Origin of the sequence: Pseudonocardia sp. ICBG1142 (assembly GCF_020496255.1) — a bacterium.
GTDB lineage: Bacteria > Actinomycetota > Actinomycetes > Mycobacteriales > Pseudonocardiaceae > Pseudonocardia.
This window is the reverse complement of the sequence record NZ_JAHLJC010000030.1, coordinates 45,115-68,479: the sequence shown is the minus strand read 5'-3', so window position 1 is coordinate 68,479 and position 23,365 is coordinate 45,115. Positions and strand designations below refer to the sequence as shown.

Genomic DNA, 23,365 nt, shown 5'->3' with positions numbered 1-23,365 from the left:
CCACGATCTGGAGGAGAGCATGACCGGTACCCCCGCCCCGTCCCTTCCGGACCCGTCCAGGACGCGGCGGCGGGTGCTGGTCTCCTCGACCGTCGGATCGACGATCGAGTGGTACGACTTCTACCTCTACTCCACCGCGGCCGCCCTGGTCCTGGGCCCGCTGTTCCTGCCGGCCGGGTCCGCCGCGGTCTCGACGATGGCGGCGTTCGGTACCTACGCCGCCGGGTTCGTCGCCCGCCCGGTCGGTGGGCTCGTCGCCGGGCACTTCGGTGACCGGGTCGGGCGCACCCGGCTGCTCGTGGCCTCGGTGATCGTCATGGGGGCTGCCACGGTCGGGATCGGCCTGCTCCCCACCTACGACCAGATCGGGATCTGGGCACCGGTACTGCTGGTCACGCTGAGGATCCTGCAGGGCCTTGCCGTGGGTGGGGAGTGGGGTGGGGCGGTCCTGCTCGCGGTGGAACACGCCCCGCCCGGGCGCCGGGCGTTCTTCGGCAGCTGGCCGCAGCTGGGGTTCCCGGCGGGTCTGTTCCTGGGCACCGTGGCGTTCAGCGCCGCCGCCACCCTGCCCGACGAGCAGTTCTACGCCTGGGGATGGCGGATCCCGTTCCTGGTCTCGGTGCTGTTGGTCGGGGTCGGGCTGTTCATCCGGCTCCGGCTCGACGACGGACCCGACTTCACCCGCGCACGCTCGGCCCGCCGACTCCTCGACCGGCCGCTGCTGGCGGCCGTGCGCGACCATCCGGGTCGGATAGCCGCGGGCATCGCCGCGGCACTGGGCCACGGCACGATCGTCACCCTGTTCACCGTCTGGCTGCTCAGCGTCGCCTCCGGACCGACGGGGGAGCACCGCAGCACCGCCCTGCTCGCCCTGATGATCGCCGCGGCGGGCCAGTGCGCCGTGACCCCGGTCTTCGGAGCACTGTGTGACCGGATCGGCTACCGCCCGGTCATCCTCGGCGGACTCGCCGCCGGCGCGCTCGCACTGCTGCCCGGACTGGCCTGGGCGCCGGGCGGAACCCTGCCCGCCACGCTCGCGACCTTCGTCCCGGCCATGACCCTCGGCCACGGCGCCGTCTACGCCGGGATCGCCGGACTCCTGGCCACCAGCTTCCCCGCCGAGGTCCGCTTCTCCGCAGTCTCGATCACCTACCAGCTCGGCAGCACCATCTCCAGCTTCGCCCCACTGGTCGCGGCCGCCGTGATCGCGACCGGACTCGGCCACGGCGTCGTCGCGCTCCTCGCCCTCCTCGTCGCGGCCACTGCGGCCACCGCGGTCGTCGCTCTCACCCGAGCACCGCAGACCGGGGAACAGGTGAGAGCGACTCCTGGGGCCGGTCGGTGAGCGGCCCCGGCCGCGGCCGCTCAGCCGGCCGGCACCACCCCGCGGCAGTAGATGACACCGAGCTCGACGTGATCGATGCCCTGCTCGGCGATCCAGGCCAGGTTCTGCTCACGGACCCGCTCCGCCGCCGACGGCTCCAGCTCCATGATCAGCCGACGGATCCCGGTCCCGGTCGCGATGCGCCACCAGTCCTGCGGCGTCCGCAGAGGCAGCGAGCTGACCTCGTGGACCACCTCGACCTGGTCGAGGCCCGCAGCCTGCAGATGCGCGCGCATCACCTCGGGGTCCTCGGTCCGGTGCCACGGCACGTCGACGTCGAGCCCGGGATGCTCGCCCAGCGCGGCCTCGATGAATCTCCCGTAGAGCGGGGAGAAGAACTTCGGGCCCAACGAGGTGACCGCGACCTGCCCTCCGGGCCGGACCGCACGGGCCATCCCGGCGATGCTCTCCCGCACGTCACGCGCGAAGAAGATCCCGAACACGCACGTCGCCGCGTCGAACCGATCCACGCCGACATCGAGATCGTCCATGCTCCCCACGACGAACTCGGCCTGCGCCACCTGCGCCTCGGCGGCGTGCCCGCGAGCCAGGGCGATCATCTCCTCGGTGATGTCGACCCCGAGGACCGATCCCCGAGGCTCCACCGCCTCCGCCGCGGCCAACGCCGCCGGCCCCGGCCCGCACGCCACGTCGAGCACCGACGCTCCCGGGGGGAGGTTCAGCCGCTGCACCGTCTCGACCGCGGCGTAGCGCCAGAAGTCCACCGAGGTCGTGTCGTAGTCGACCGCGGCGGTGTTGTAGGTCATCCGCGGGTTGTAGATCTCAAGACTGGTCATCGCTGCTCCTGAAGACGTCCCACACCACGAACCCGAGACCGTCCCCCACGCCAATCTTCGTCCCGGTCCCGGAGGCTTATTCAGGCTCCGTCAGGTAAGTGTGTAGAAGATGAGTCCGATGACTGCCGAGATTGTCGTTTTAAATGTGGCGTAGGGCCGCCGGTAGTCTGTGTGGAGAACTTTCCACGTTTTGATATGGGCGATGACTCGTTCGATGGTGGCGCGTGTGTGGTTGAGGCTCTTGTTGAATGTTTTTTGCCAGTCGAGAAGTTCCCGGCCGGGTGGTTTTTTGAACGGGGTGAGCATGCCGCGCCCGATGTATCCTTTATCGCCGATCGGGGGGTATGTGGCGAGGTGGTCGAGGGCGCCGGATTGGTCGAGGCAATATAGGTCGTGTCGGGAGCCTGGGGTCGGGTCGGAGATCCACGACAGCTGCCCTTCCAGGGTGGCTGCGACCTGGACGACGACGCCGGTGGTGCGATGCTTGCCCGACCACAGACCCGGCACCGCGGCCCATGACCAGCAGGGAAGCAAGGTTCCATCGATGATGTACTGCCGATCGGCACGAAGCTCCTCTGCCGTCGGAACGACACTCCGCAGCGCCTGTGCCAGCAACGGTGTCACCCCCGTGATCGCTCGACTAACCGTCGACTGCGACACCCCATAGGTTTCCGCCAACTCCCACTGCACACGATTCCCGCGCAGATACGCCAACGTGATCACCACCGACCAGAACAACCCCAGAACCGGCGGCCAAGACAAACGTGCCTCCGTCGCGTCCCGCTGATCCTGCTCATACACTATAGCGACAAGATCCTGAATTTCATCACGCCGGAAACCAGTGGTATAGTACATACTGCGGCAGCCCGTTCATCTCGGATTGATTCGGCAAACCAATATTCGCGATGGACGGGCTGTCGCCCAACCCGACACGCCGGGCTAGATCGTTATTTCACGGGGCCTGAATAAGCCTCCCGGTGAACCCGAGCGGCGTGATCCGTTCGATCAGCTCGTCGGGTTCCCAGTACTTCTTCACCACGTCGTACTGACGCCCGTCGCGGAGCCGCCGCCGCGTCAACGGAACAGAATCGCATTCGTGAATGTGTTCCTCGATCCGCTGCTCCTCGGGGGCCACATCGACGATCACCACATGCCCGCCCGGCGCCAGCGCCGCATCCACGGTGCCCCAGAATCCGTCGAACCGATCGTCGGGGACGTGCGCCAACCAATGCGCGAAGAACACCGCATCCCACTCCGTCGGCGGATTCCAGGCGAACAGGTCGGCATGGACGACGCTCACGTTCGGCAGGCCTGCCCTGCTGACCTGTTCGAGCATCGCCTCCGAGCCGTCCAGTGCCGTCACCGACGCAGCGCGGCCGGCGAGCTGCTCGGTCCAATAACCTGTCCCGCATGCCATGTCGAGGACGTGGCCGTCCAGGGGCAGCTCGGCGAGCAGCTTCGCGACCTCCTCCTCCACCGGCCGCATGTAGCGAGTGATCCATCTCTGCCAGTCCGCCGCCCGCCCGTCGTAGTACTCCTGCTGGCGCCGTAGCAAATCGGTCGTGTCCAAGCTTCCTCCTTCGTCACGATGATCGAATCCGTGCTGTGTGGATCGAATCGACAGAGGTTGTGGAGCAATGTGGGAGTTGAAAACGGTCCACCCACGGGCAACCTTGCGTCAAGGTGGTCGCCCGGTTAACGCAACGTGTGGGCAGGAGCGACGGTGAAGGCCCGGAAGAATGTGTGCCGAATGGCTTATGCGGCCGATCGCCGATAAGGCGGTCGGCTACACAGGGAGGCTTATTCAGGCCCCGTGAAATAACGATCTAGCCCGGCGTGTCGGGTTGGGCGACAGCCCGTCCATCGCGAAGATTGGTTTGCCGAATCAATCCGAGATGAACGGGCTGCCGCAGTATGTACTATACCACTGGTTTCCGGCGTGATGAAATTCAGGATCTTGTCGCTATAGTGTATGAGCAGGATCAGCGGGACGCGACGGAGGCACGTTTGTCTTGGCCGCCGGTTCTGGGGTTGTTCTGGTCGGTGGTGATCACGTTGGCGTATCTGCGCGGGAATCGTGTGCAGTGGGAGTTGGCGGAAACCTATGGGGTGTCGCAGTCGACGGTTAGTCGAGCGATCACGGGGGTGACACCGTTGCTGGCACAGGCGCTGCGGAGTGTCGTTCCGACGGCAGAGGAGCTTCGTGCCGATCGGCAGTACATCATCGATGGAACCTTGCTGCCCTGCTGGTCATGGGCCGCGGTGCCGGGTCTGTGGTCGGGCAAGCATCGCACCACCGGCGTCGTCGTCCAGGTCGCAGCCACCCTGGAAGGGCAGCTGTCGTGGATCTCCGACCCGACCCCAGGCTCCCGACACGACCTATATTGCCTCGACCAATCCGGCGCCCTCGACCACCTCGCCACATACCCCCCGATCGGCGATAAAGGATACATCGGGCGCGGCATGCTCACCCCGTTCAAAAAACCACCCGGCCGGGAACTTCTCAACTGGCAAAAAACATTCAACAAGAGCCTCGACCACACACGCGCCACCATCGAACGAGTCATCGCCCATATCAAAACGTGGAAAGTTCTCCACACAGACTACCGGCGGCCCTACGCCACATTTAAAACGACAATCTCGGCAGTCATCGGACTCATCTTCTACACACTTACCTGACGGAGCCTGAATAAGCCTCAGGGTGGTCGCTCCGAAGTGCGTCGATTCGTGTCGATCCCGCACGGATCCGCCCCGAGGGCCGGTCAGTCCACCAGGAGCCTGGGGAGCAGGTACACCACCGAGAACGCCTCGTAGTAGGCCCCGATCACGAGAACGACGATCGTCGGAAGCGCCAGCCAGGCGAGGCGCTGGAGGCCGATCACGTACGCGCGACGACGTGTGTCCACTCCGAGATAGCTCGGACGGATCCACCCGCGACCGAGCTGGTACGCCCCGAACATGACGACGGCGTACCCGAGGAGCTCGATGAGGAGGGTCAGCGAGTGCGGGATGAGCACGGTCGCGGTCGTCGCATCGGTCGGTGCGATCGAGACGCCGACGTTGAACATGTACAGCGTGATGACGGGGATGCCGAGGAACGGCACGATCAGCGAGGGGATCACGATGCCGCCGACGGCGGCCACGAAGAGGTTGATCAGAAGGATCGTGGTCCCGAAGAGCCAGGGGTTCGTGATCATCGTGTTGACGAGCTCGTCGGACACCCCGCCGGCGACCAGCGTGGGCAGCTCGAGGCCGGGGAACAGGATTCCGGTTCCCATGCCGAGCAGCAGTGCTCCGAAGATCAGCACGACGAGCAGCGTCAGTCCGCGCGGGTCCGAGCGCAGGATCTCGATCGGTCTGCGGATCAGGTTCATGACGTCCTCTCACGGTGGTGGGTGGTGCGATCGCAGCCCTGGCGCGTCTCGGTGCGGTGCCCGGTCCGGCGGAGGCCGATGAGGGGCTAGAACCGGCGCACCGCGCTGCCCTGGTCCACCGGGAGCACGGCGCCGCTGATCCAGCGCGAGGCCGGGCTCGCAAGGTAGAGGACGGCGTCGGCGACATCGGCGGGTTCGACCCAGGGTTCACCCATGGGCATGAGGGCGCGGAAGACGTCCGTGCAGTCGTCGAGGGACGGGGCGGCCAGGTCGGGTCGGAACACCCGGAGCTGTCCGGTGTTCTCGGTGACCATCGGGGTGTTCACGATCGACGGGGCGATCACGTTGACCCGGATGCGGTCGGACGCGACCTCGTTGGCCACGGACGCGGCGAACGCGACGACGGCGCCCTTCGTCGCGACGTAGTCGGAGAGGCCGGGAGCGTTCTTCGACGCGGCCGCGGAGCTGGTGATGATCACCGATCCACCGCGTCCTCCGGCCTTCAGGTGGGGGAGGGCGGCGGCGACCGTGTGGAAGACCCCGGTGAGGTTGATCCCGATCACGTCCGCCCACCGGTCGTGGGAGATGGACGAGACGTCGCCCGCCGGTGGGGAGACGCCGGCGTTCGCGACCACGATGTCGAGACGCCCCCACTCCGAGACCGCGCGGGCCAGCAGGGATTCCACGCCTGCGCGATCGCGGACGTCGATCGCGGACACCATGACTCGCCGTCCGAGTGCCTCGATCTCGCGACGCACGTCGTCGAGGTCCGCCGTCCCGCTCATCGGGTAGTCCATCGTCTCGACCGGCGCCGCGCGGTCGAGGCCGACGATGTCGGCCCCGTGCGCGGCGAGGGCGAGGGCGTGTGCGCGGCCCTGTCCACGCGCGATCCCGGTCACGAATGCCACGGATCCTGTGAGCATGTCTGTCGTCTCCGTTCATGGGGAGGTCTGGGGGTGTGTGCGGGTGTCCCCGGGCCCGCTCCGCGGGCGATCGCGGACGACGGTGGCCCGGCCACCGTGCTCAGCTGCCGCAGTGCGTGTCCTGCGGCGGGGTCGCGAGGTCGACGAGGTGGCCGGTGACGGCCGCATCGACGCAGGCGTTGCCGCCGAAGAGGGCGATGCCGTGCTGCGCCGCATCGACGGTCAGCAGGCTGCTGCCCAGCCGGCGGGCCAGAGCGACGCCGCCCTGGTAGGGGGTGCCCGGGTCATCGGTCAGCGAGACGACCAGCGTGGGCGGCACCCCGGCCGGATCGGTGAGCCACGGAGTGGGTCGGCTCGGCGGCTCGGGCCACCCCTCGCACTCGTAGTGGGTCGGTCCGCCGGGGCGGCCGGGGTCGAGGAACGGGGCGGCTCGTCGGGCCTGGTCCCGCAGCTCGGTCTGCTCGGCGGGGCTGCGGGGGTTGTCCATGCAGCGGGTGGCGAGGTTGGCGTCGATGTGGGTGGACCCGCCGTAGTGGCCGTCGGGGCCGCGCCCGAGTGAGGAGTCCCGCAGGGCGAGCAGCGTGTCGCCGCGGCCCGCGGCCAGTTCACGGAGCCCCTGGAGGATCTGCGGTCGTTGGGCGGGGGAGAACAGCGAGCTGTACACGGCCTGGGTCATGTCGGCGTAGGTGAGACCGCGGCCGGCGGCGGTGGGGGCGGGGCGGTCGAGCAGGGGACGGGTGAGGTCCTGGAAGACCTCGGTCGCGCGGGCCGGGTCGGTGCCCAGCGGGCAGTCCGGCTCGGTGGCGCAGGCGGCGGCGATGTCGTCGAAGGCCTTCTGCCAGGCCTCGAACTGGGTCAGCCGGAACTGCGGTTCGGACTTCTCGGGGTCGACGGCCCCGTCGATGACCATCGCGCGCAGGTTCTGCGGGAACGCCTGGGCGTACATCGCACCGAGCTCGCTGCCGTAGCTGTAGCCGAGGTAGGTGAGCTTCTCGTCGCCCAGCGCGGCGCGCAGGACGTCCATGTCCCGGACGACGTTGCTGCTCCCGACACTGGTCAGCTTCTCTACCCCGCCGGTGGCCTCGGTGCACCGGGCAGCGATGTCCCGGGCCCTCTCGGCGTCGGGGACGTCGAAGAGGTAGGCCGCGGGCGGAACGCCGCGGTCGGTCTCGGCGTCGGTGAAGCAGTCCACCCGCGGTGTCGACGCGCCGACCCCGCGCGGGTCGAATCCGACGACGTCGAAGCGCTCCCCGACCGGTGTGTTGTCCCAGACCGGGCCCAGGGAGGCGACGAAGCTGGCCCCGGACCCGCCCGGCCCGCCCGGGTTGACCAGCAGTGATCCGATCTTCTCGCCGCGTGCCTTCGCCCGGAGCAGGGCGACCTGTCCGCGCGGGCCGTCGGGGTCGGCGTAGTCCAGCGGGACCTCGACGCGCGCGCAGTCGAAGCGGTCGTTCGCGTAGACGGCCCGGTCGGCCGCCGAGGTCGCGAAGGAGTCGCAGGGCTGCCAGGTGATCTGCTGGTCGTGGAAGGCGGCCAGCTCCGGCGCCGGTGCGGTCGCGGCCGTGGTGGCTGCTCCCGGTGGGGCGGGGGCGCCGCAGGCGGCGAGCGCCGTCAGCGACACGACCCCCAGGGCGAGCCGGAGCAGGTGCGAGCGGAACATGCCGTCTCCTCGGGTCGAGAATGTCGGGTTCCATCGCACCTGTCCACGCGCCGGTGGCACAGTGGCGCGAGGTCACCGCAGCACATGACGCCGTGTCACTACCGTTGCCGAGGAGCGTGCCGGACCGTTGACGACCATGAAGCTGCTGGACCTGATCCTCACCGGCCTGACCATCGTCTCCGTGACCGTCGTCGTCGCCTACTTCGGACTGGCCTACGACACCGGGCTGTTCACCGTGCTGCCGGAGTCGATCACCGGGTTCTTCCTGCGCAACGACGCCCTCCAGTGGGTGGCGGTGGTCGTGCTCGTCGCGGGGCTGGTGGGCAAGCTCCTGGTCGGGCGCATCCTGAAGCGCCGCCGCCTGGAGCCGACGCGGGCGTGACGGACATCAGCACGGGGAGCCCCATGACCGACACCGAGCCCGCCGAGTCCGAGACCGGGACCGGGACCGGCCCGACCGGTGTCGACCCGGCCGCGACCGTCCGGGGGGCCGGCGCCGGTACGGACGCGGGTACCGCGGCCGCCCGGGTGCGGCGGGCCGCGATGTTCACCGCGCTCGCCGCGATCGCTCCGCTGTGCGTCGTCGGTGTCGCGCTCACGGCCAGCACCCGGTTGGAAGGTCTCATCGTCGCCGTCGGGCTGGTCCTGGCCCTCGGCGTGCTCCGGGAGTGGAGCCTCGACGGCTACACACGCACCGCCGTGTTCACCCTGGCCTTCACGGGTGTGAACTGGCTCGTCGCCGCCCTGACCGCCGCCAGCCCGATCACCTTCGTACCCTTCGCCCTCATCGGGTCACTGCTGGCGTCCGGCCGCCGGCGACACCGGAAGCTGTGGGTCGGGGCGCTCGCCGTGGTCGTCGCGGCATCGGGTGCTACGGCGCTCCTTCCCCGGCCGCCCACGGTGCTCCTCGTCGGCCAGTACGTGCTCCTGCCCCTGCTCGGCACGCTGTTCGTCGCCGGTGTCATCGTGGTCTGCGAGTACGGGTGGACCGTCGTACGACGTCTGGAGCGGGCCCGGGAGACCGAGCGCGAGCTGGCGATCGCCCACGAGCGGATGCGCTTCGCAGGCGACCTGCACGACATCCACGGGCACTCGCTGCACGTCATCAAGCTCAAGGCCGCGTACGCGCAGACCCTCGTCCGCAGCGGTGACACCGCGGCGGCCGAGGCCGAGCTCGCCGAGATCCGCGGACTCGCCGCCGACGCCATCACGAGCACCCGCGAGCTCGCCCACGCACGCCACCAGCTCAACCTGCCCGCCGAGCTGGAGAACACCCGCCGCCTCGGCGAGGCCGCCGGCATCGCGGTCGAGATCCGGTACGACCCCGACGCCGACCGGGCCCACCCGCTGCTGGCGCAGGTGCTGCGCGAGGCCACGACCAACCTGCTCCGCCACGCCCACCCGCGCACCGTCGGCATCACCGCATCCAGCGCCCGGATCGAGATCACCAACGACGGCCTCACCGCGGACGCGGACCCCGAGCCCGAGCTGAGCGGGCTCGCCCGTCTGCGGGACCGCCTCGTCGCCGCCGGCGGCGACCTGCACGTGAGCACCACGCGGACGACGTTCACCGTCGCCGCCCACCTCGACCGGTCCGCCGTCGGTGACCACCGCGACACGGGCCCGGGGACGGAGTCCCGATGACCGACCCGGCGATCGCCCGCATCGTTCTGGCCGACGACGAGAAGCTGCTGCGCAGCGCGATGGCGGCGCTGCTGCCCCTGGACGGGACGATCACGGTCGTCGCGCAGGCGGAGGACGGCGAGCAGGCGGTGCGCGAGACACTGGACCACCGTCCCGACGTTCTCGTCATCGATCTCGAGATGCCCGGTACCAACGGCCTCGACGCCGTCGCCCGCATCCGGGAGCACCACCCCGACCAACCCGTCCTGATGCTCACCCGCCACGCCCGCCCGGGAGTCCTGCGCCGCGCGCTCAAGCTCGGGGTGCAGGGGTTCATGAGCAAGAGCGCCGACCCCGAGGACATCGTCCGGGTGATCCACGAGCTCCGCGCCGGACGGCGCTGGATCGCCCACGAGGTCCTCGAGGCCTCCGTCATCGACGACTGCCCCCTCACCGACCGCGAGATCGAGGCACTGACCGAGACACGCGAGGGCTACTCCGTCGCGCACATCGCCCGCCGCCTCCACCTCGCCCAGGGCACCGTGCGCAACTATCTGTCCAGCGCGATGCAGAAGACCGGCACCCACACCCGCCACGACGCCGCCCGCCACGCCCATGAACACGGCTGGCTGTGACGGCCGAGGCCCTCGGCCCCGCTGTCGGGGCCGCGCCGGGCAGACAGACGGTCTGCCGCTGACGGCTCGGTCAGCGAGTGCTCCTACGACCGTCGATCACGCCCCTCGCGGCTCGCGGAGCTCACGCTTGAGGATCTTGCCGGTGGGGTTGCGGGGGAGTGCGTCGATCAGCTCGACGATGGTGGGGCACTTGTAGTGCGCCAGCCTGTCGCGGCAGTAGGCGATGAGCTCGGCGGGATCCGGGGTGCTCCCCGGCTGCGCCACCACCACGGCCTTCACCGTCTCACCCCACTTCTCGTGCGGTGCGCCGATCACGGCGACCTCGGCCACCTGCGGGTGTGTGGCCAGCACCCGCTCGACCTCGGCGGGGTACACGTTCTCCCCGCCGGAGATGATCATGTCCTTGACGCGGTCCTCCAGGAACAGGTACCCGCTCTCGTCGACCCGCCCGGCATCGCCGGTCCGCAGCCAGCCGTCGACGAAGGTGTCCGCGGTGGCGTCGGGCTTGTTCCAGTAGCCGGCCATCGCCTGGTCCGACCGGACCCAGAACTCTCCGACCTGTGCTTCCTGTTCATTGATCATTGTTGATCAGAACGGATGTTTCGCTCTCCGCACCTGCAGTAGCCAGCGGTGCTGGAGTCCTGGTCCGGCAGTCTGGACCGGTGACGATCGCGTTCCTGGATGATCTGTTTCACCTGCGTGTGCGGGGTCCACAGGGAGATGTCGGGGTCTCCGTCTCGATCCAGGATGTTGATCGCGGCAGCATGATCAGCATCCCACACGACCCCGCCCTTATGAGGGCAGTGAAGCCAGTCTCCGGAGCGACGACCGAGGGTCGACGTTCCGGGGATGACTTGCGACGTGTAGGCAGCGTTGACCAGCCGTAACGACGAACCTCGCCGTTCCGACACGTCATGGAGTGCTTGCGCGGTGATACCTTTGGTCCAGGCGGCCAGCCGACGGTTGGTACCAGGGCCTCGATCCCGGTTGTTGATCCGTCGGGTGAGGTCCTCGGCCACGATCACGTTCGCATTGTCAGCGACAGCATTCACTGCGCGATATGTGATATCCCGGACGCGGGTTTTCCAGGCTCGTTCTTGCCGGATTTTCTTGATCGTCCCGAGGTTATGACGGCGAACCCGTAGCGCTTTCGCATGATCACCGCGTAGGTCGGCGGCGTTCGCGATCGAGCGTAGTTTCGCCCGCCGGGCGTTACGCATCTTGAGCTGGTCGGAACGGGCACTCAGTAACGGGCCGAGCCCTTGACCATGGCGGCGGCCATCGGAATCGGTGAGTACTTCAGTGTATCCTTTGTCCACGCCGATGGCGCGATCACCGACGGGCCGGTGACTCGACCGCAATGATTGGTCGTCGATCTGGTAATGGACTTCGACCCGGCCACCGCGCAGGATTAGCCGGAGAGTTTTCTCTGGCGCGATTGTAGTGTTCAGCGGTACCGTGATCGGCGCACAGCCGGAGCCCCCAGGAACCTTGAGCCAAACATTTCCGCCCTCGGCGCGTGTGAACGTGCGAACCTGATCCGAACGGATGATGATTTGGTTTGCAGTATGGTTATGCCCGCGGCGCCAGCACTGCCGCATCCATCGGGACAGCAGCGGATCATCGACCCATTGATCCCGTTTCAATGCTGCGTACAGTCGCTTCCTCTCCTGGGGGGAAGCGGTACGCCGGTGGATCTTCTTCCGTACCTCGACCTTCGCGGCATCACGGTGCGCGCGGATGTCCGCGACCGCGTCCCGTACGGTCTCTTTCCAGGCGTTAGCTGGCACGTCGAATTCCTCAGCAGTGCCATCAGCCATCCATCGATCTCGAATAAACCTATCCGAGAGCCCTACCCCAGCGATCGAACCGAACTGGTTCCATACCATTGACCGCACACGCCCTAGACGCTGTGCCTGTTCAAGCAAGGCAGTGTACTTGCCTGCATTAATCCCTGCGGAGTAAGCAATTCTGGTGACCTTCATCAGGCCCCGCCCTCTATGAGGTCACGGTCTGCTTTAATCTGTTTCTCGTAACGCCGAAGCCCGTACAGACGGCATGAGAACGTATGAACGATCGCCAATAGGTCCTCCACGAGTTCCTGCTGCGGCGACAGAGACTCGGTGTTGGCGACAGTAATCTGACATCCGTTGCGGTCCGCAACATGGGCGATCAAGTCAAACCCGAAACGCGTCAATCGATCCTTATGTGCCACGACAAGACGCTCGACGCCGCCATCAGCGATCCGGTCGATCAGCCGCGTGAACTTCTTGCGTTTGAAGTTCATTCCACCGCCGATCTCAGTGACCCACTCCGTGACTGCAATTCCAGCATTTAAGCAAAACATTTCCATTGCCGCGACTTGCGACGCTAAATCATCTTTCTGTCCCGGTGACGACACTCGGCAATACACGACCGTCACCCGTTCCGCATCTGGTGCCCCCAACTGCAACACCGCCCGCACATCCGACTCGTCGAAGTAGCGCTGCCCGCTCGCCGTCCGCTTGGCCGTGATCCGGCCCTCGTACTCCCACCGACGCACCGTCGACGCGGACCTCCCCACTCGGGAAGCGAACTCGCCGATCCTGTACGTGGTCATAATAGACAAGTATAGAGAGCTCTAGAGAGGAACTCAATCACTAGGAGGCTTATTCAGGCCCCGTGAAATAACGATCTAGCCCGGCGTGTCGGGTTGGGCGACAGCCCGTCCATCGCGAATATTGGTTTGCCGAATCAATCCAAGATGAACGGGTTGTCGCAGTATGAGGCTTATTCAGGGTGATCATGAAGTGCGGTGTTTCTCCAGGTCGGGACCGCAGCGAGGTAGCCCGCCAGGCGGCCCTGAATAAGCCTCTATGTACTATGCCACTGGTTTCCGGCGTGATGAGATTCAGGATCTTGTCGCTATAGTGTATGAGCAGGATCAGCGGGACGCGACGGAGGCACGTTTGTCTTGGCCGCCGGTTCTGGGGTTGTTCTGGTCGGTGGTGATCACGTTGGCGTATCTGCGCGGGAATCGTGTGCAGTGGGAGTTGGCGGAAACCTATGGGGTGTCGCAGTCGACGGTTAGTCGAGCGATCACGGGGGTGACACCGTTGCTGGCACAGGCGCTGCGGAGTGTCGTTCCGACGGCGGAGGAGCTTCGTGCCGATCGGCAGTACATCATCGATGGAACCTTGCTGCCCTGCTGGTCATGGGCCGCGGTGCCGGGTCTGTGGTCGGGCAAGCATCGCACCACCGGCGTCGTCGTCCAGGTCGCAGCCACCCTGGAAGGGCAGCTGTCGTGGATCTCCGACCCGACCCCAGGCTCCCGACACGACCTATATTGCCTCGACCAATCCGGCGCCCTCGACCACCTCGCCACATACCCCCCGATCGGCGATAAAGGATACATCGGGCGCGGCATGCTCACCCCGTTCAAAAAACCACCCGGCCGGGAACTTCTCGACTGGCAAAAAACATTCAACAAGAGCCTCAACCGCACACGCGCCACCATCGAACGAGTCATCGCCCATATCAAAACGTGGAAAGTTCTCCACACAGACTACCGGCGGCCCTACGCCACATTTAAAACGACAATCTCGGCAGTCATCGGACTCATCTTCTACACACTTACCTGACGGAGCCTGAATAAGCCTCTAGTCACAGCTCCGTCGTCGAGGTCCTCGCCCGTCGCCGGGTCGACCACCCGGACGACGCTGCCCGGCAGCGGCCTGCCGGCGGAGGCGAGCAGGTGGGTGCGCTCGGGGTCGCGGTGCTCATCCGGCCCGAGCACGCAGAACACCCCGGACAGCTCGGTCATCCCGTAGACCGAGTACAGGGGAGTGTCGAGCGTGGCGAGGGTCTTCTGCATGAGGGACGCCGGCATCGGCGACCCGCCGTAACCGAGGACCCTCAGCGAGGCCAGGGCGGTCCGTGCCCGGTCCGGTTCGGCGAGGAGCATCCCGACCACCGCCGGGACGAAGAAGGCGTGGGTCGCGCGGCGCCGTTCGACGAGGTCGAGGATGGCGTCGGGGATCATCTCGCGTACGACGATCGTGCGGCTGCCCGTGTACATGCTGCCGAGCGCCCAGCTGGTGCCGCCGACGTGGAACAGCGGCATGGCGACGATGTTCACCGTGGACTCGTCCATGTCGTAGGCACGACCGACGGCCACGGTGTGGGCGGTCATGCTGCGCTGGGTGAGCAGGGCGCCCTTCGGCCAGCCGGTCGTCCCCGAGGTGTAGAGCTGCAGGAAGCAGTCGTCGTCGGTCGCGGGATGGCGGTCGGCGTCGGCGAGTGGTGTGGCCGCGGCGAGCCACTGCTCGTACTCGTCGGACTCGCCGCCGAGCACCACGACCGTGCCCAGCCTCGGCAGCGTGTCGCGCAGGGCGGCCACCGTGTCGGCGAACTCGGCGCCGACGACGGCGAGCACCGCACGCGAGTCGTCCACCACGTAGGCCAGCTCCTCGGGTGCGAGCCGGAAGTTGACGACCGCGTTCGCGGCACCGATCAGGGACGCCGCCAGGGTCAGCTCGAGGCAGGCCGGGTGGTTCTTGTCGACCACGGCGATCCGGTCTCCGGGGGCGACCCCGGCCGAGCGCAGCGCGCCCGCCGCCCGGCGGACACGCTCGTCGAGCTCCGACCACGTCCAGGAGCGGTCACCGAAGGCGAGTGCCTCCGTGTCCGGGGCCTTGGCGAGCCAGCGCTCGACGATGCCGTAGATGTGCGGCAGCTCCGCGGTCATGGGGCCTCCTCGGTGAGGTCAATCGGACGGACCGTACGTTCGGTCGATCTAGCGGTGGGGCAGTGCCACACGACGCCGGGAGCCGGGTCGGCGGCGGAAGGCGGGCACCGGCACGCTCGTCGCCTGCCCGGATCGGGGCTCGCCGCCGGTCAGGCGGCCGGCCCGAGCGTCACGGGCAGCTCGCGGTAGCCGTTGATGAAGTGGGAGCGGAACCGGGCGGGCTCACCGGCCACGCGCAGCTCCGGGAAGCGGGCGAACAGACGCCCGAGCAGCACCCGCGCCTCCATCCGCGCGAGGCTGCTGCCCAGGCAGAAGTGGGCGCCCACCCCGAAGGCCAGGTGCTGGGTGGGGTTGCGGTCGATGTCGAAGCGCTCGGGGTTCGGGAAGACGGCCTCGTCCCGGTTGGCGGAGGCGTAGAAGATCACGACCTTGTCCCCGGCCGTGATCTCCTGCCCACCGAGCCGAGCATCGGCCACCGCCGTGCGCCGGAACTGGATCACCGGCGGGTGGAAGCGCAGGATCTCCTCGATCGCCGGCTTGAGCAGGTCGGGCTCCGCGCGTAGCCGGGCCCCCTGGTCGGGGTGCGCGTCGAGGGTGAGGACGGCCCCGGTGAGCAGGTTCCGGGTGGTCTCGTTGCCGGCGATCATCAGGAGCTGGAAGAAGCGCTGCAGCTCGTCGAGGGTGAGCCGCTCGCCGTCGACCTCGGCGTTGACGATCAGGCTCCACACGTCGTCGCCCGGGTGCGCTCGCCGGATCTCCGTCTGCCTCTCGGCGTAGGCGAACATCTCCATGAACGCGGCGAGGAAGGCCGGCCGCCCGCCGTAGGTCGGGTCGTCCAGGCCGACCATCCGGTTGGTCCAGCTGTGGAGCAGGTGACGATCCTCGGCCGGCACGCCCAGCAGCTCGGCCAGGACGAACAGCGGCAACTCCGACGACACCTGCTCGACGAGGTCGATCTCGGTGTCGGGCTCCAGTCCGTCGACGATCTGCGCGGCGTAGCGGTCCACGGACTCGAACATCCCGTTGACCATTCTCGGGGTGAAGACCTTGCTGACGATCTTGCGCAGCTTCGAGTGGTTCGGCGGATCGATGTTGAGCATCATCTGCTGCAGTGCAGCGAGATCGCGCGGCCGCTGATCGCGCAGGAACGTGGCGCCGGCGTGCGAGGAGTAGATCTCCGGGTGCCGGGAGACCTCGACGACGTCGGCATGTCGGGTCACCGCCCAGAAGCCGGGACCGCCGTCGAAGCCCTCGTAGGCGGGCTCCTCGACCCACGCGACCGGGGCCTCGCGCCGGAGCCGGGCGAACTCCGGGTAGGGCAGCCCGGCGGCGTAGGTGTCGGGATGGCCGAGGTCGACATCCGCGGTCGGCACCGCTGTCTTCGTTGACGTCACGAGGCACTCCCCAGAACTTGACCGTCCGTACGGTCACAACATCGTGCGGCATCGGCGATCGGAAGGCAAGCTGTAGCTGACCGGATGTACGGTCAGATTCTGAGATCGGGCGCCGAGGCTCGCGCCCACGAAGGAGTGGAGCGCATGGACAGCACGATGCAGGAGACCGAGCTGCTGGTGGCGGACCTGCTGCGTCACGGTGCTCGGGTCCACGGTCAGGCGCAGGTGGTGCACTACCGGGGCGGCCCCAGCACGAGTACGTCCTTCGCCGAGGTCGCCGAGCGTGCGGCCCGGCTGGCGGGGGCCTTGGCCGGGCTGGGAGTGCGACGCGACGACGTGGTCGGGACCCTGTGCTGGAACACCCCGGCACACCTCGCGGCGTACTTCGCGGTGCCGGCGATGGGCGCGGTGCTCCACACCCTGAACCTGCGCCTGTCGGACGAGCAGCTGATCTACATCGTCGGTCACGCCGGTGACCGGGTGGTGGTGGTCGATGCCGATCTGACCCCGCAGCTCGCCCGCATCCTGCCGTCCTGCCCGAGCGTGTCCGACGTGATCGTCGTGGGCGAGCCCGAGGCCGAGCTGCCCGGCGTCACGGTGCACGACCTCGACGCGCTGCTGGCCGAGGCGGAACCGGTGTCCGACTGGCCGCAGCTGCCCGAGCGCAGCGCGGCCGTGCTCTGCTACACCACCGGTACCACCGGGGACCCGAAGGGCGTGGCCTACAGCCACCGCTCCATCCACCTGCACACCCTCGGGATCTCCACCGGCAGCGCGTTCGGGTTCTCCGACGCCGACCGCGTGCTGCCCATCGTCCCGATGTTCCACGCCAACGCCTGGGGCTGGCCCTACGCCGCGTGGATCGCGGGTGCCGACCTGATCATGACCGACCGCCACCTGCAGGCCGAGCACCTCGCCCGGATCATCGTCGAGCACCGGCCCACAGCGGCCGCGGCGGTGCCGACGCTGTGGAGCGCGCTGGACGCCTTCGGGGTCGAGCACGGCACGGACTTCTCCAGCCTGCGTCTGGGCGTGGTGGGCGGCTCGCCCCTCTCGGCGGCCCTGGTGGAGAGCTTCGCCGGCCACCATGAGCTGCGGCTCACCCAGGGCTGGGGGATGACCGAGACCAGCCCGCTGCTCACCTTCTCGCGCCCGCCCGCCGGGACGCCGGAGGGTGCGGACGTGGCCTACCGGGCCCGCACCGGGCGGCTGGTCCCCGGCGTGCAGGCGCGCGTCGTCGACGAGCAGGGCCAGGAGCTGTCCTGGGACGGAGTGAGCGCGGGAGAGATCGAGCTGCGCGGGGCCACCATCGCCGGCGGCTACTTCCGCGCCGCCCCCGCCGCCGTGGCCGACTCGTTCCGCGACGGCTGGCTGCGGACGGGCGACCTCGGCGTGATCCACCCGTCGGGCTGGGTCGAGCTGAAGGACCGCCTCAAGGACGGGATCAAGAGCGGCGGTGAGTGGATCTCCAGCGTCGAGCTGGAGAACCTGCTGTCGGCACATCCCGCCGTGGCCGAGGTCGTCGTGATCGGGGTGCCGGATCCGCGCTGGGAGGAGCGCCCGCTCGTCTGCGTGCGGCTGCGCGAGGGCGCCACGGCCGATCCGGCCGCACTGCGGGAGTTCCTGGTCGGCAAGGTGGCGCGCTGGTGGCTGCCCGAGCGCTGGGCCTTCGTCGACGAGATCCCGAGGACCAGCGTGGGCAAACTGGACAAGAAGACCGTGCGGGCCGAGCACGGTGCCGGGCGGTTCGAGGTCGTCGATCTGGGTGCGGCGACGAGCCGCTCCTGAGGCCGGCCCGTGCGGCCCGGGCCCCGGAGCGGGACCCGGGCCGCACCGTCAGCGGCCTCGTGTGTAGATCGACTTGTAGGACACGTAGGCGGCGAGACCCTCCGGGCCGAGCTCGCGCCCCAGCCCGCTGGCCTTCACCCCGCCGAACGGGGACCCGATGTCGAGGTCGAAGACGTTCACACCCACCGAGCCGGTCTCGACGCGGCGTGCCACGTCGAGGCCACGCTCCTCGTCGGTGGTCCAGACCGTGCCGCCGAGCCCGTAGTCGGAGTCGTTGGCCAGCCGCACCGCGTCGTCGCTTGAACATGGTCAGGGACTGCGGGAAGTTCCACGGGACGATCGCCGCGACGACCCCGATCGGCTCCCGGCGCACCACGGTGACCCTGCGCCCGCTCACCGCCGTGCGCCGCTCCTCCACCGGGGTGGTGCGGCACAGCTCGGCGTAGTAGCGCAGGGTGGCCGCGGGCCCCCGGCCTTCTGCCGCTCGGGCCAGGGTGATCGGCATGCCGTTCTCGCCGGTGACCACGCTCGCCGTCGCGTCGCCCCGCTCGGCGAGGGCGTCCGCGAAGCGCAGCATCAGCGCGGCCCGGTCGGCAGGCGTCGCGCCCGCCCAGGCGGGCGCCACGAGGGCGGACCGGGCGGCGGCGACGGCGGCGTCCACGTCCGGTCTGCCGCCCGCCGCGGCCCGGCCGAAGTCCTCCTCGGTGGCCGGGTCGACCACGGTGATGGCGGGCCCCGAGCCGGGGCGCCACTCGCCGTCGATGTACAGGTGCTCGCGCAGGTGTGTCATGTCCTCAGCCCTTCCCCGGCACGAGCACCGGCTTGATCGCGGCCCCGGTGGCCGCGTCGTGCTCGGCGCGCTCGATCTCGGACAGCGGATAGGTGGTGACGAGCCGGTCGAACGGGAAGCGGCCCTGCTGCCACAGCTCGATGAGCCGGGGTAGGAAGACCTGGGGCACGGCGTCGCCCTCGAGGATGCCCATCACGTTCTTGCCCGCCGAGAGCGCCGACGGCGCCAGCACGATCTCCCGCGCGCCGGCCCCGACCAGCCCGATCGTGCCCGTCGGGCGTAGCGCGTCGATGCCGGCGGCGATCACCTGCGGCACGGCGGTGGTGTCCAGGGCGTAGTGCGCCCCGCCGCGGGTGATGCTGACGAGTTCCTTCACCAACCTGTCCGAGTCCCCGCGCACGACGTGGGTGGCGCCGAGTTCGAGTGCGGTCTCCAGCCGGCCGTCGTGCAGGTCGACGGCGGCGATCGTGGTGGCTCCGGCGATCGTGGCCGCCATGATCGCGGCCAGCCCGACCGCGCCGACCCCGTACACCACGACCGTGGAGCCCGCCTGCACGCCGAGGGCGAGCAGGATGGACCCCGCGCCGGTCTGGATCCCGCATCCCAGCGGGCCGAGCAGCTCCAGTGGCAGGTCCGCGGCGACCGGGACGACGTTGCGCGGGCCGGCGAGTGCGTGGGTGGCGAACGAGGACTGCCCGAACCAGCGGGCGGAGATCGCCGTGCCGTCACCGCCCCGCGCCGTCGGCGCGCCCGTGGCGCCGCGGCCGGTGAGGTTCAACCGGAAGAACTGAGCGCAGTAGGCCGGGTGTCCCGACAGGCACTGCTCGCAGTGCCCGCACGAGTCGAACGAGAGCACGACCGGGGTCCCGACGGCGACCGGGGCTCCCGGCCCGGCCGCCGTCACCACGCCTGCACCCTCGTGACCACCGATCAGCGGTGGCGGGGCCATGAAGCCCGGGACGCGGGGCAGGACGTCGGTGTGGCAGAACCCGGTTCCGGCGATGGCGACCAGCACCTGGCCGGGGCCGGGGTCGGGCAGATCCACCTGTTCGACCGCATAGGGGCGGTCGGGGCTGCGCAGCACTGCGGCCTCGATCTGCATCACGCGCTCCTTTGTTGACCGTGCGTACGGTCAACTCTAGCCTCGGTGATGTCCCGGTCGGGGTCGAGCCGGTCAGGGCGACGGGCGCAGCATCGAGTTCGACCTGTTCGCCGAGCCGGGCCGGGGAGCTGTGGGCGGGCCTCAGGAGGCCTGTGCGGAATCCTCCGGCGCGCCCGCGTCCCGGACCGCCTCGCGCATGGATCGCGCGGCCGTTCCCTCGGCGGAGGCCAGGTCGGACAGGGCGCTGCGGTCGACGAGCAGGCCCCCGAGCACCAGGTCCACCAGGGCCGTCCCGATCTCCTCCACCGACTTGCTGCCCTCCGGGGTGAACCAGGTCCAGGCCCACTGTGCGGACCCGAACATCAGTAGGGCGTCGACTCCGGCGTCCACCGGGCGGAACACCTGGGAGTCGACGCCCGCCTGGATCACCCCGCGCACCCGGGCGAGGTAGCGCTCTCGCAGCTCCCGGCCCTTCGCCATCGCCGGCTCGTCCGCGAGACGGGCGATCTCCCGCTGGAATGCGACCGTCGCTGTCCGGTCCTCCACCTGGTAGTAGACGAAGGCGTGCAGGATCGCCGCGAGTTGGGTCTCCGGCTGGTTCAGGCGCTTCAGGATGAGCTCGAGCTCGGCGGTCCTGCGCTCCATGTAGGACTCGTGCAGGGCGGCGAGAATGCGTTCCTTGGTGCGGAAGTGGTGCACGATCGTGCCCTTCGACACCCCGATCTCGGCGGCCACGGTGCCGAAGTTCGTGCCGTCGTACCCGACCTCCGCGATGTGCCGCGTGAAGGCGTCGAGGATCTCCGCGTAGCGGCCTGCGCCTCGAGGCATGTGTCGCGTCTCCCGCCGTCGTGTGTCGCCGCGCGCAGGGCGCGCTCGGGTCTCTCGAGCTTAACCGTACGAGCGGTCGGGTCGGGTTCGCCGACGTGTCCCGACGTCGCGGGCTCGCTGCTCGTCGTGCCGCGTGGTCGGTGCGCTCCGTGCGCCCGTGCAGGGGCGCACGGCGGGCGTCACGCGACGTCGCCGGACCGGGCGTCGATGCCGGTGAGCAGGGTGACGAGTTGCCCGATGGCGGTGTCGCGGTCCATCGGGTGCCGCAGCGGCACGTCCGGGTGCAGTCGGTACCGGTTGCCCCGTCCCTGGCGCGTGCGCTCCAGGTAACCCGCCTCGACCAGGTCGGCCACGATGCGCTGCGCCGCCCGCTCGGTGATGCCCACCATGTCGGCCACGTCGCGCAGTCGCGCCTCCGGATCCCGCACCACGCACAGCAGTACGTGGGCGTGGTTTGTCAGAAACGTCCACCCCTGCATGCCGTCCACTGTACCGACCCCGAGGTAACGCTTGTCACGCTTCCCAATACGCGTCATTTGTGTCGTACTAACCATATCGCGTATTAGAACACGTGTAAACGACAGCGTGCTTGGGAGGTGGGTGTCATGGGCGACGACGAGATGGCGCACCTGTGCGGGACCGTGCCGGGGGCGTCCGGTCGGGTGGCTGACGCCGAGACGGCGCGCACGGATCGGGAAGGTGCGCGGGGATGACGGGGATGATGCTGCTCGCCGTCGTGGCCGTACCCGCCGTCGCGGCCGTGGCCGGGTCGTTCCGGTGGCTGCGGGGTCGGGCACCCGTGCTGGGCGCCGCAGCGGCGCTGGTGGCCACCGCATTGGCGGGAGTGCTGGCCGTGACGGTGATGGTCGGCGGGCCGGTCGACATGGTGCTGGCCGACCCCGAGGGGCAGGCACGGGCCGGGCTGGTCGTCGACCACGTCGGCGCGGTCGTGCTGTTGCTGGTGTGCACGGTCAGCGCCGTGGTCCAGGCCTTCGCCCGCCGCTACCTGCACGGTGACCCGGCTGCGGCCCGCTTCGCCGTCGCGGCTGGGGCGCTGACCGCCGCGACCGCGGCGATGGTGACCGCGGCGACCCTGGTCACCCTCGCGGTGGCGTGGACGCTGAGCGGGGTGATCCTGTGCCGGCTGGTGGGCATGTACCGCCCGGCGCCCTCGGCCGTCGAGGCCACCCGCCGCACCGCACGCGCGTTCCTCGTGGGGGACGTCGTGCTGTGGGCCGGGGTCGGTCTCGCGGTCGCGTCGTGGGGGGATCTCGACCTGCGCCACCAGGACGATGCCGCCGTCGGCGGCGTGGTGGGCACGGTGGTGGCCTGTTCGCTGGTGATCGCCGCGGCCGTGCGGTGCGCGCAGATGCCCTGGCACCGCTGGCTGCCCGCGACCCTGGCGGCGCCGACCCCGGTGTCGGCGATGCTGCACGCCGGTGTGGTCAACGCCGGCGGGGTGCTGCTGGTGAAGCTGTCGCCGATCGTCGGCGCGTCGCCGGTCGCGACGCACCTGGCGTTCGCCTTCGGAGCCGTCAGCGTCGTGGCCGCCACCACGATCATGCTCGCCCGCCCCGACATCAAGGGTGCGCTGGTGCACTCCACGATCGGCCAGATGGGGTTCATGCTCGTCACCTGCGGGCTCGGCCTCTACGCCGCGACGGTGGTGCATCTGGTGGCCCACGGGCTGTTCAAGGCGGCACTGTTCCTCGGCTCGGGGACCGCGGTGCAGCGCCATGTGACCCACACCCTGGCTCCACCCGCGCCTCGGCTGACTCGTGCGCGGACGGTGCAGGTCGCAGTGGTCGCCGGGGCCGTCGCCGTCGCGGCGGTGGGGGTCGCGGCCTGGTTGCTCCCGCTGCATGCCGGCAGCGCGGCGTTGCTGGTCTTCGCCGCGGTCACCGCCGCGCGGCTGGCGTGGGGCTGGCTGCGTCGTCACCCGACCCCCGGTGCTCTGGTCACGGCCATGATCGTGGTGCCGGGTGCTGCCGTGGCATACCTGGCCGTGGTGGACGTGGTCACCGTGATCCTCGCGCCGAGCCTGCCCGCGATGGAGCCCGCCGCGGTGTCGGCCTGGGCCCTGGTGGCCGTGCTCGCCGTGCTGGTGACGGCGGCGCTGCTGTTCCACCTGGCGCCCGCGATCGGTCTCGGCGCCTGGCGCGACCGCCTGTACGTGGCGGCACTGTCCGCGGGCCAGCAGCGCACGCCGACCACCGCCCCGACGCACCTGCCGCGGCCGGTACCGGTCCCACGACCGGCGCCTCGACCGGAAGGGGCGCGGGCATGACCCGCCGTTCACCGGCCGCCGGGCGCAGACGGCGCCTCCGGTTCCCCACGCCCG

The 23,365-nt window shown here is 69.3% G+C and carries 22 protein-coding genes and 2 pseudogenes; 8 read left to right on the top strand and 16 right to left on the bottom strand.

Going from position 1 to position 23,365, the window contains the following annotated elements; all coding sequences use genetic code 11:
• Positions 1-19: 19 nt before the first annotated feature.
• Complete coding sequence (locus KPL59_RS36545; protein ID WP_305080549.1) at positions 20-1,345, top strand: MFS transporter; 1,326 nt, start codon at positions 20-22, stop codon at positions 1,343-1,345.
• A 20-nt stretch (positions 1,346-1,365) separates the two neighbouring features.
• Here the strand turns inward: KPL59_RS36545 and KPL59_RS14315 are convergent, their stop codons facing one another.
• From KPL59_RS14315 to KPL59_RS14305, 3 genes are all read right to left on the bottom strand, one after another.
• Positions 1,366-2,181 carry a class I SAM-dependent methyltransferase gene (locus KPL59_RS14315; RefSeq protein WP_226352890.1) on the bottom strand — a complete coding sequence of 272 codons (816 nt, stop codon included), beginning with the start codon at positions 2,179-2,181 and terminating at the stop codon, positions 1,366-1,368.
• A 90-nt stretch (positions 2,182-2,271) separates the two neighbouring features.
• Positions 2,272-3,036 (bottom strand): transposase, encoded by a 765-nt coding sequence (locus KPL59_RS14310; RefSeq protein WP_226359944.1) that lies wholly within the window; start codon positions 3,034-3,036, stop codon positions 2,272-2,274.
• A gap of 97 nt (positions 3,037-3,133) precedes the next feature.
• On the bottom strand, positions 3,134-3,751 hold the full coding sequence (locus KPL59_RS14305) for a trans-aconitate 2-methyltransferase (protein WP_226361081.1): 618 nt from the start codon (positions 3,749-3,751) through the stop codon (positions 3,134-3,136).
• A gap of 344 nt (positions 3,752-4,095) precedes the next feature.
• Here KPL59_RS14305 and KPL59_RS14300 point away from each other — a divergent pair, with 344 nt between their 5' ends.
• The gene (locus tag KPL59_RS14300) at positions 4,096-4,860 is read left to right on the top strand and encodes a transposase (RefSeq protein WP_226361080.1); all 765 of its coding nucleotides are present in this window, start codon (positions 4,096-4,098) and stop codon (positions 4,858-4,860) included.
• Positions 4,861-4,943: 83 nt separating this feature from the next.
• On the opposite strand, the gene KPL59_RS14295 is transcribed toward KPL59_RS14300, so the two are convergent.
• The 3 genes from KPL59_RS14295 to KPL59_RS14285 all read right to left on the bottom strand — a co-directional run bounded on the left by KPL59_RS14295 (position 4,944) and on the right by KPL59_RS14285 (position 8,138).
• Entirely contained in the window at positions 4,944-5,555 is a 612-nt protein-coding gene (locus tag KPL59_RS14295; RefSeq protein WP_226352888.1) for a stage II sporulation protein M, read from the bottom strand.
• Positions 5,556-5,641: 86 nt separating this feature from the next.
• Positions 5,642-6,478 carry a mycofactocin-coupled SDR family oxidoreductase gene (locus KPL59_RS14290; RefSeq protein WP_226352887.1) on the bottom strand — a complete coding sequence of 279 codons (837 nt, stop codon included), beginning with the start codon at positions 6,476-6,478 and terminating at the stop codon, positions 5,642-5,644.
• A gap of 100 nt (positions 6,479-6,578) precedes the next feature.
• Positions 6,579-8,138 (bottom strand): alpha/beta hydrolase, encoded by a 1,560-nt coding sequence (locus KPL59_RS14285; RefSeq protein WP_226361079.1) that lies wholly within the window; start codon positions 8,136-8,138, stop codon positions 6,579-6,581.
• A 136-nt stretch (positions 8,139-8,274) separates the two neighbouring features.
• On the opposite strand from KPL59_RS14285, the gene KPL59_RS14280 reads away from it, so the two are divergent.
• From KPL59_RS14280 to KPL59_RS14270, 3 genes are read left to right on the top strand one after another with little or no spacing between them, the layout of a single operon-like run.
• The gene (locus KPL59_RS14280) at positions 8,275-8,520 is read left to right on the top strand and encodes a hypothetical protein (protein ID WP_226361078.1); all 246 of its coding nucleotides are present in this window, start codon (positions 8,275-8,277) and stop codon (positions 8,518-8,520) included.
• A gap of 23 nt (positions 8,521-8,543) precedes the next feature.
• On the top strand, positions 8,544-9,782 hold the full coding sequence (locus tag KPL59_RS14275; protein ID WP_226361077.1) for a sensor histidine kinase: 1,239 nt from the start codon (positions 8,544-8,546) through the stop codon (positions 9,780-9,782).
• A gap of 11 nt (positions 9,783-9,793) precedes the next feature.
• Positions 9,794-10,396 carry a response regulator transcription factor gene (locus tag KPL59_RS14270; RefSeq protein WP_086002317.1) on the top strand — a complete coding sequence of 201 codons (603 nt, stop codon included), beginning with the start codon at positions 9,794-9,796 and terminating at the stop codon, positions 10,394-10,396.
• Positions 10,397-10,492: 96 nt separating this feature from the next.
• Here the strand turns inward: KPL59_RS14270 and KPL59_RS14265 are convergent.
• From KPL59_RS14265 to KPL59_RS14255, 3 genes and pseudogenes are all read right to left on the bottom strand, one after another.
• Positions 10,493-10,960: pseudogene (locus KPL59_RS14265) on the bottom strand (long-chain fatty acid--CoA ligase); the annotation flags it as partial.
• A gap of 14 nt (positions 10,961-10,974) precedes the next feature.
• On the bottom strand, positions 10,975-12,216 hold the full coding sequence (locus KPL59_RS14260) for a zinc ribbon domain-containing protein (RefSeq protein ID WP_226361076.1): 1,242 nt from the start codon (positions 12,214-12,216) through the stop codon (positions 10,975-10,977).
• Between the two features lie 164 nt (positions 12,217-12,380).
• A complete protein-coding gene (locus KPL59_RS14255) occupies positions 12,381-12,998 on the bottom strand; it encodes an IS607 family transposase (protein ID WP_226362080.1) in 618 nt (205 codons plus the stop codon).
• A 253-nt stretch (positions 12,999-13,251) separates the two neighbouring features.
• Between KPL59_RS14255 and KPL59_RS14250 the strand changes: the two genes are divergently transcribed.
• Positions 13,252-14,016, top strand: coding sequence for a transposase (locus KPL59_RS14250; protein WP_226361075.1), 765 nt, complete (start codon positions 13,252-13,254; stop codon positions 14,014-14,016).
• Here KPL59_RS14250 and KPL59_RS14245 read toward each other — a convergent pair.
• Positions 14,001-15,122 (bottom strand): AMP-binding protein, encoded by a 1,122-nt coding sequence (locus KPL59_RS14245; RefSeq protein ID WP_226361074.1) that lies wholly within the window; start codon positions 15,120-15,122, stop codon positions 14,001-14,003. The two genes, KPL59_RS14250 and KPL59_RS14245, sit on opposite strands and share 16 nt — an antisense overlap.
• A gap of 149 nt (positions 15,123-15,271) precedes the next feature.
• On the bottom strand, positions 15,272-16,495 hold the full coding sequence (locus KPL59_RS14240) for a cytochrome P450 (RefSeq protein ID WP_226352414.1): 1,224 nt from the start codon (positions 16,493-16,495) through the stop codon (positions 15,272-15,274).
• Positions 16,496-16,660: 165 nt separating this feature from the next.
• On the opposite strand from KPL59_RS14240, the gene KPL59_RS14235 reads away from it, so the two are divergent.
• Positions 16,661-18,304, top strand: a complete 1,644-nt coding sequence (locus KPL59_RS14235; RefSeq protein ID WP_226352415.1) for a fatty acid--CoA ligase — start codon at positions 16,661-16,663, stop codon at positions 18,302-18,304.
• Between the two features lie 48 nt (positions 18,305-18,352).
• Here KPL59_RS14235 and KPL59_RS36905 read toward each other — a convergent pair whose 3' ends face one another.
• The 5 genes and pseudogenes from KPL59_RS36905 to KPL59_RS14215 form a co-directional block, all read right to left on the bottom strand.
• Entirely contained in the window at positions 18,353-18,592 is a 240-nt protein-coding gene (locus KPL59_RS36905) for an aldehyde dehydrogenase family protein (protein WP_308187886.1), read from the bottom strand.
• Between the two features lie 72 nt (positions 18,593-18,664).
• Positions 18,665-19,094: pseudogene (locus tag KPL59_RS36900) on the bottom strand (aldehyde dehydrogenase family protein); the annotation flags it as partial.
• Positions 19,095-19,098: 4 nt separating this feature from the next.
• Positions 19,099-20,196, bottom strand: a complete 1,098-nt coding sequence (locus KPL59_RS14225; protein ID WP_226361073.1) for an NAD(P)-dependent alcohol dehydrogenase — start codon at positions 20,194-20,196, stop codon at positions 19,099-19,101.
• A 141-nt stretch (positions 20,197-20,337) separates the two neighbouring features.
• Positions 20,338-21,024, bottom strand: a complete 687-nt coding sequence (locus tag KPL59_RS14220; RefSeq protein ID WP_226361072.1) for a TetR/AcrR family transcriptional regulator — start codon at positions 21,022-21,024, stop codon at positions 20,338-20,340.
• 179 nt (positions 21,025-21,203) lie between these two features.
• Positions 21,204-21,503: a winged helix-turn-helix domain-containing protein gene (locus KPL59_RS14215; RefSeq protein WP_043278660.1), complete on the bottom strand. Its 300-nt coding sequence runs from the start codon at positions 21,501-21,503 to the stop codon at positions 21,204-21,206.
• A gap of 230 nt (positions 21,504-21,733) precedes the next feature.
• On the opposite strand from KPL59_RS14215, the gene KPL59_RS14210 reads away from it, so the two are divergent.
• Positions 21,734-23,311 (top strand): proton-conducting transporter membrane subunit, encoded by a 1,578-nt coding sequence (locus KPL59_RS14210; protein WP_226361071.1) that lies wholly within the window; start codon positions 21,734-21,736, stop codon positions 23,309-23,311.
• Positions 23,312-23,365 lie beyond the last annotated feature (54 nt).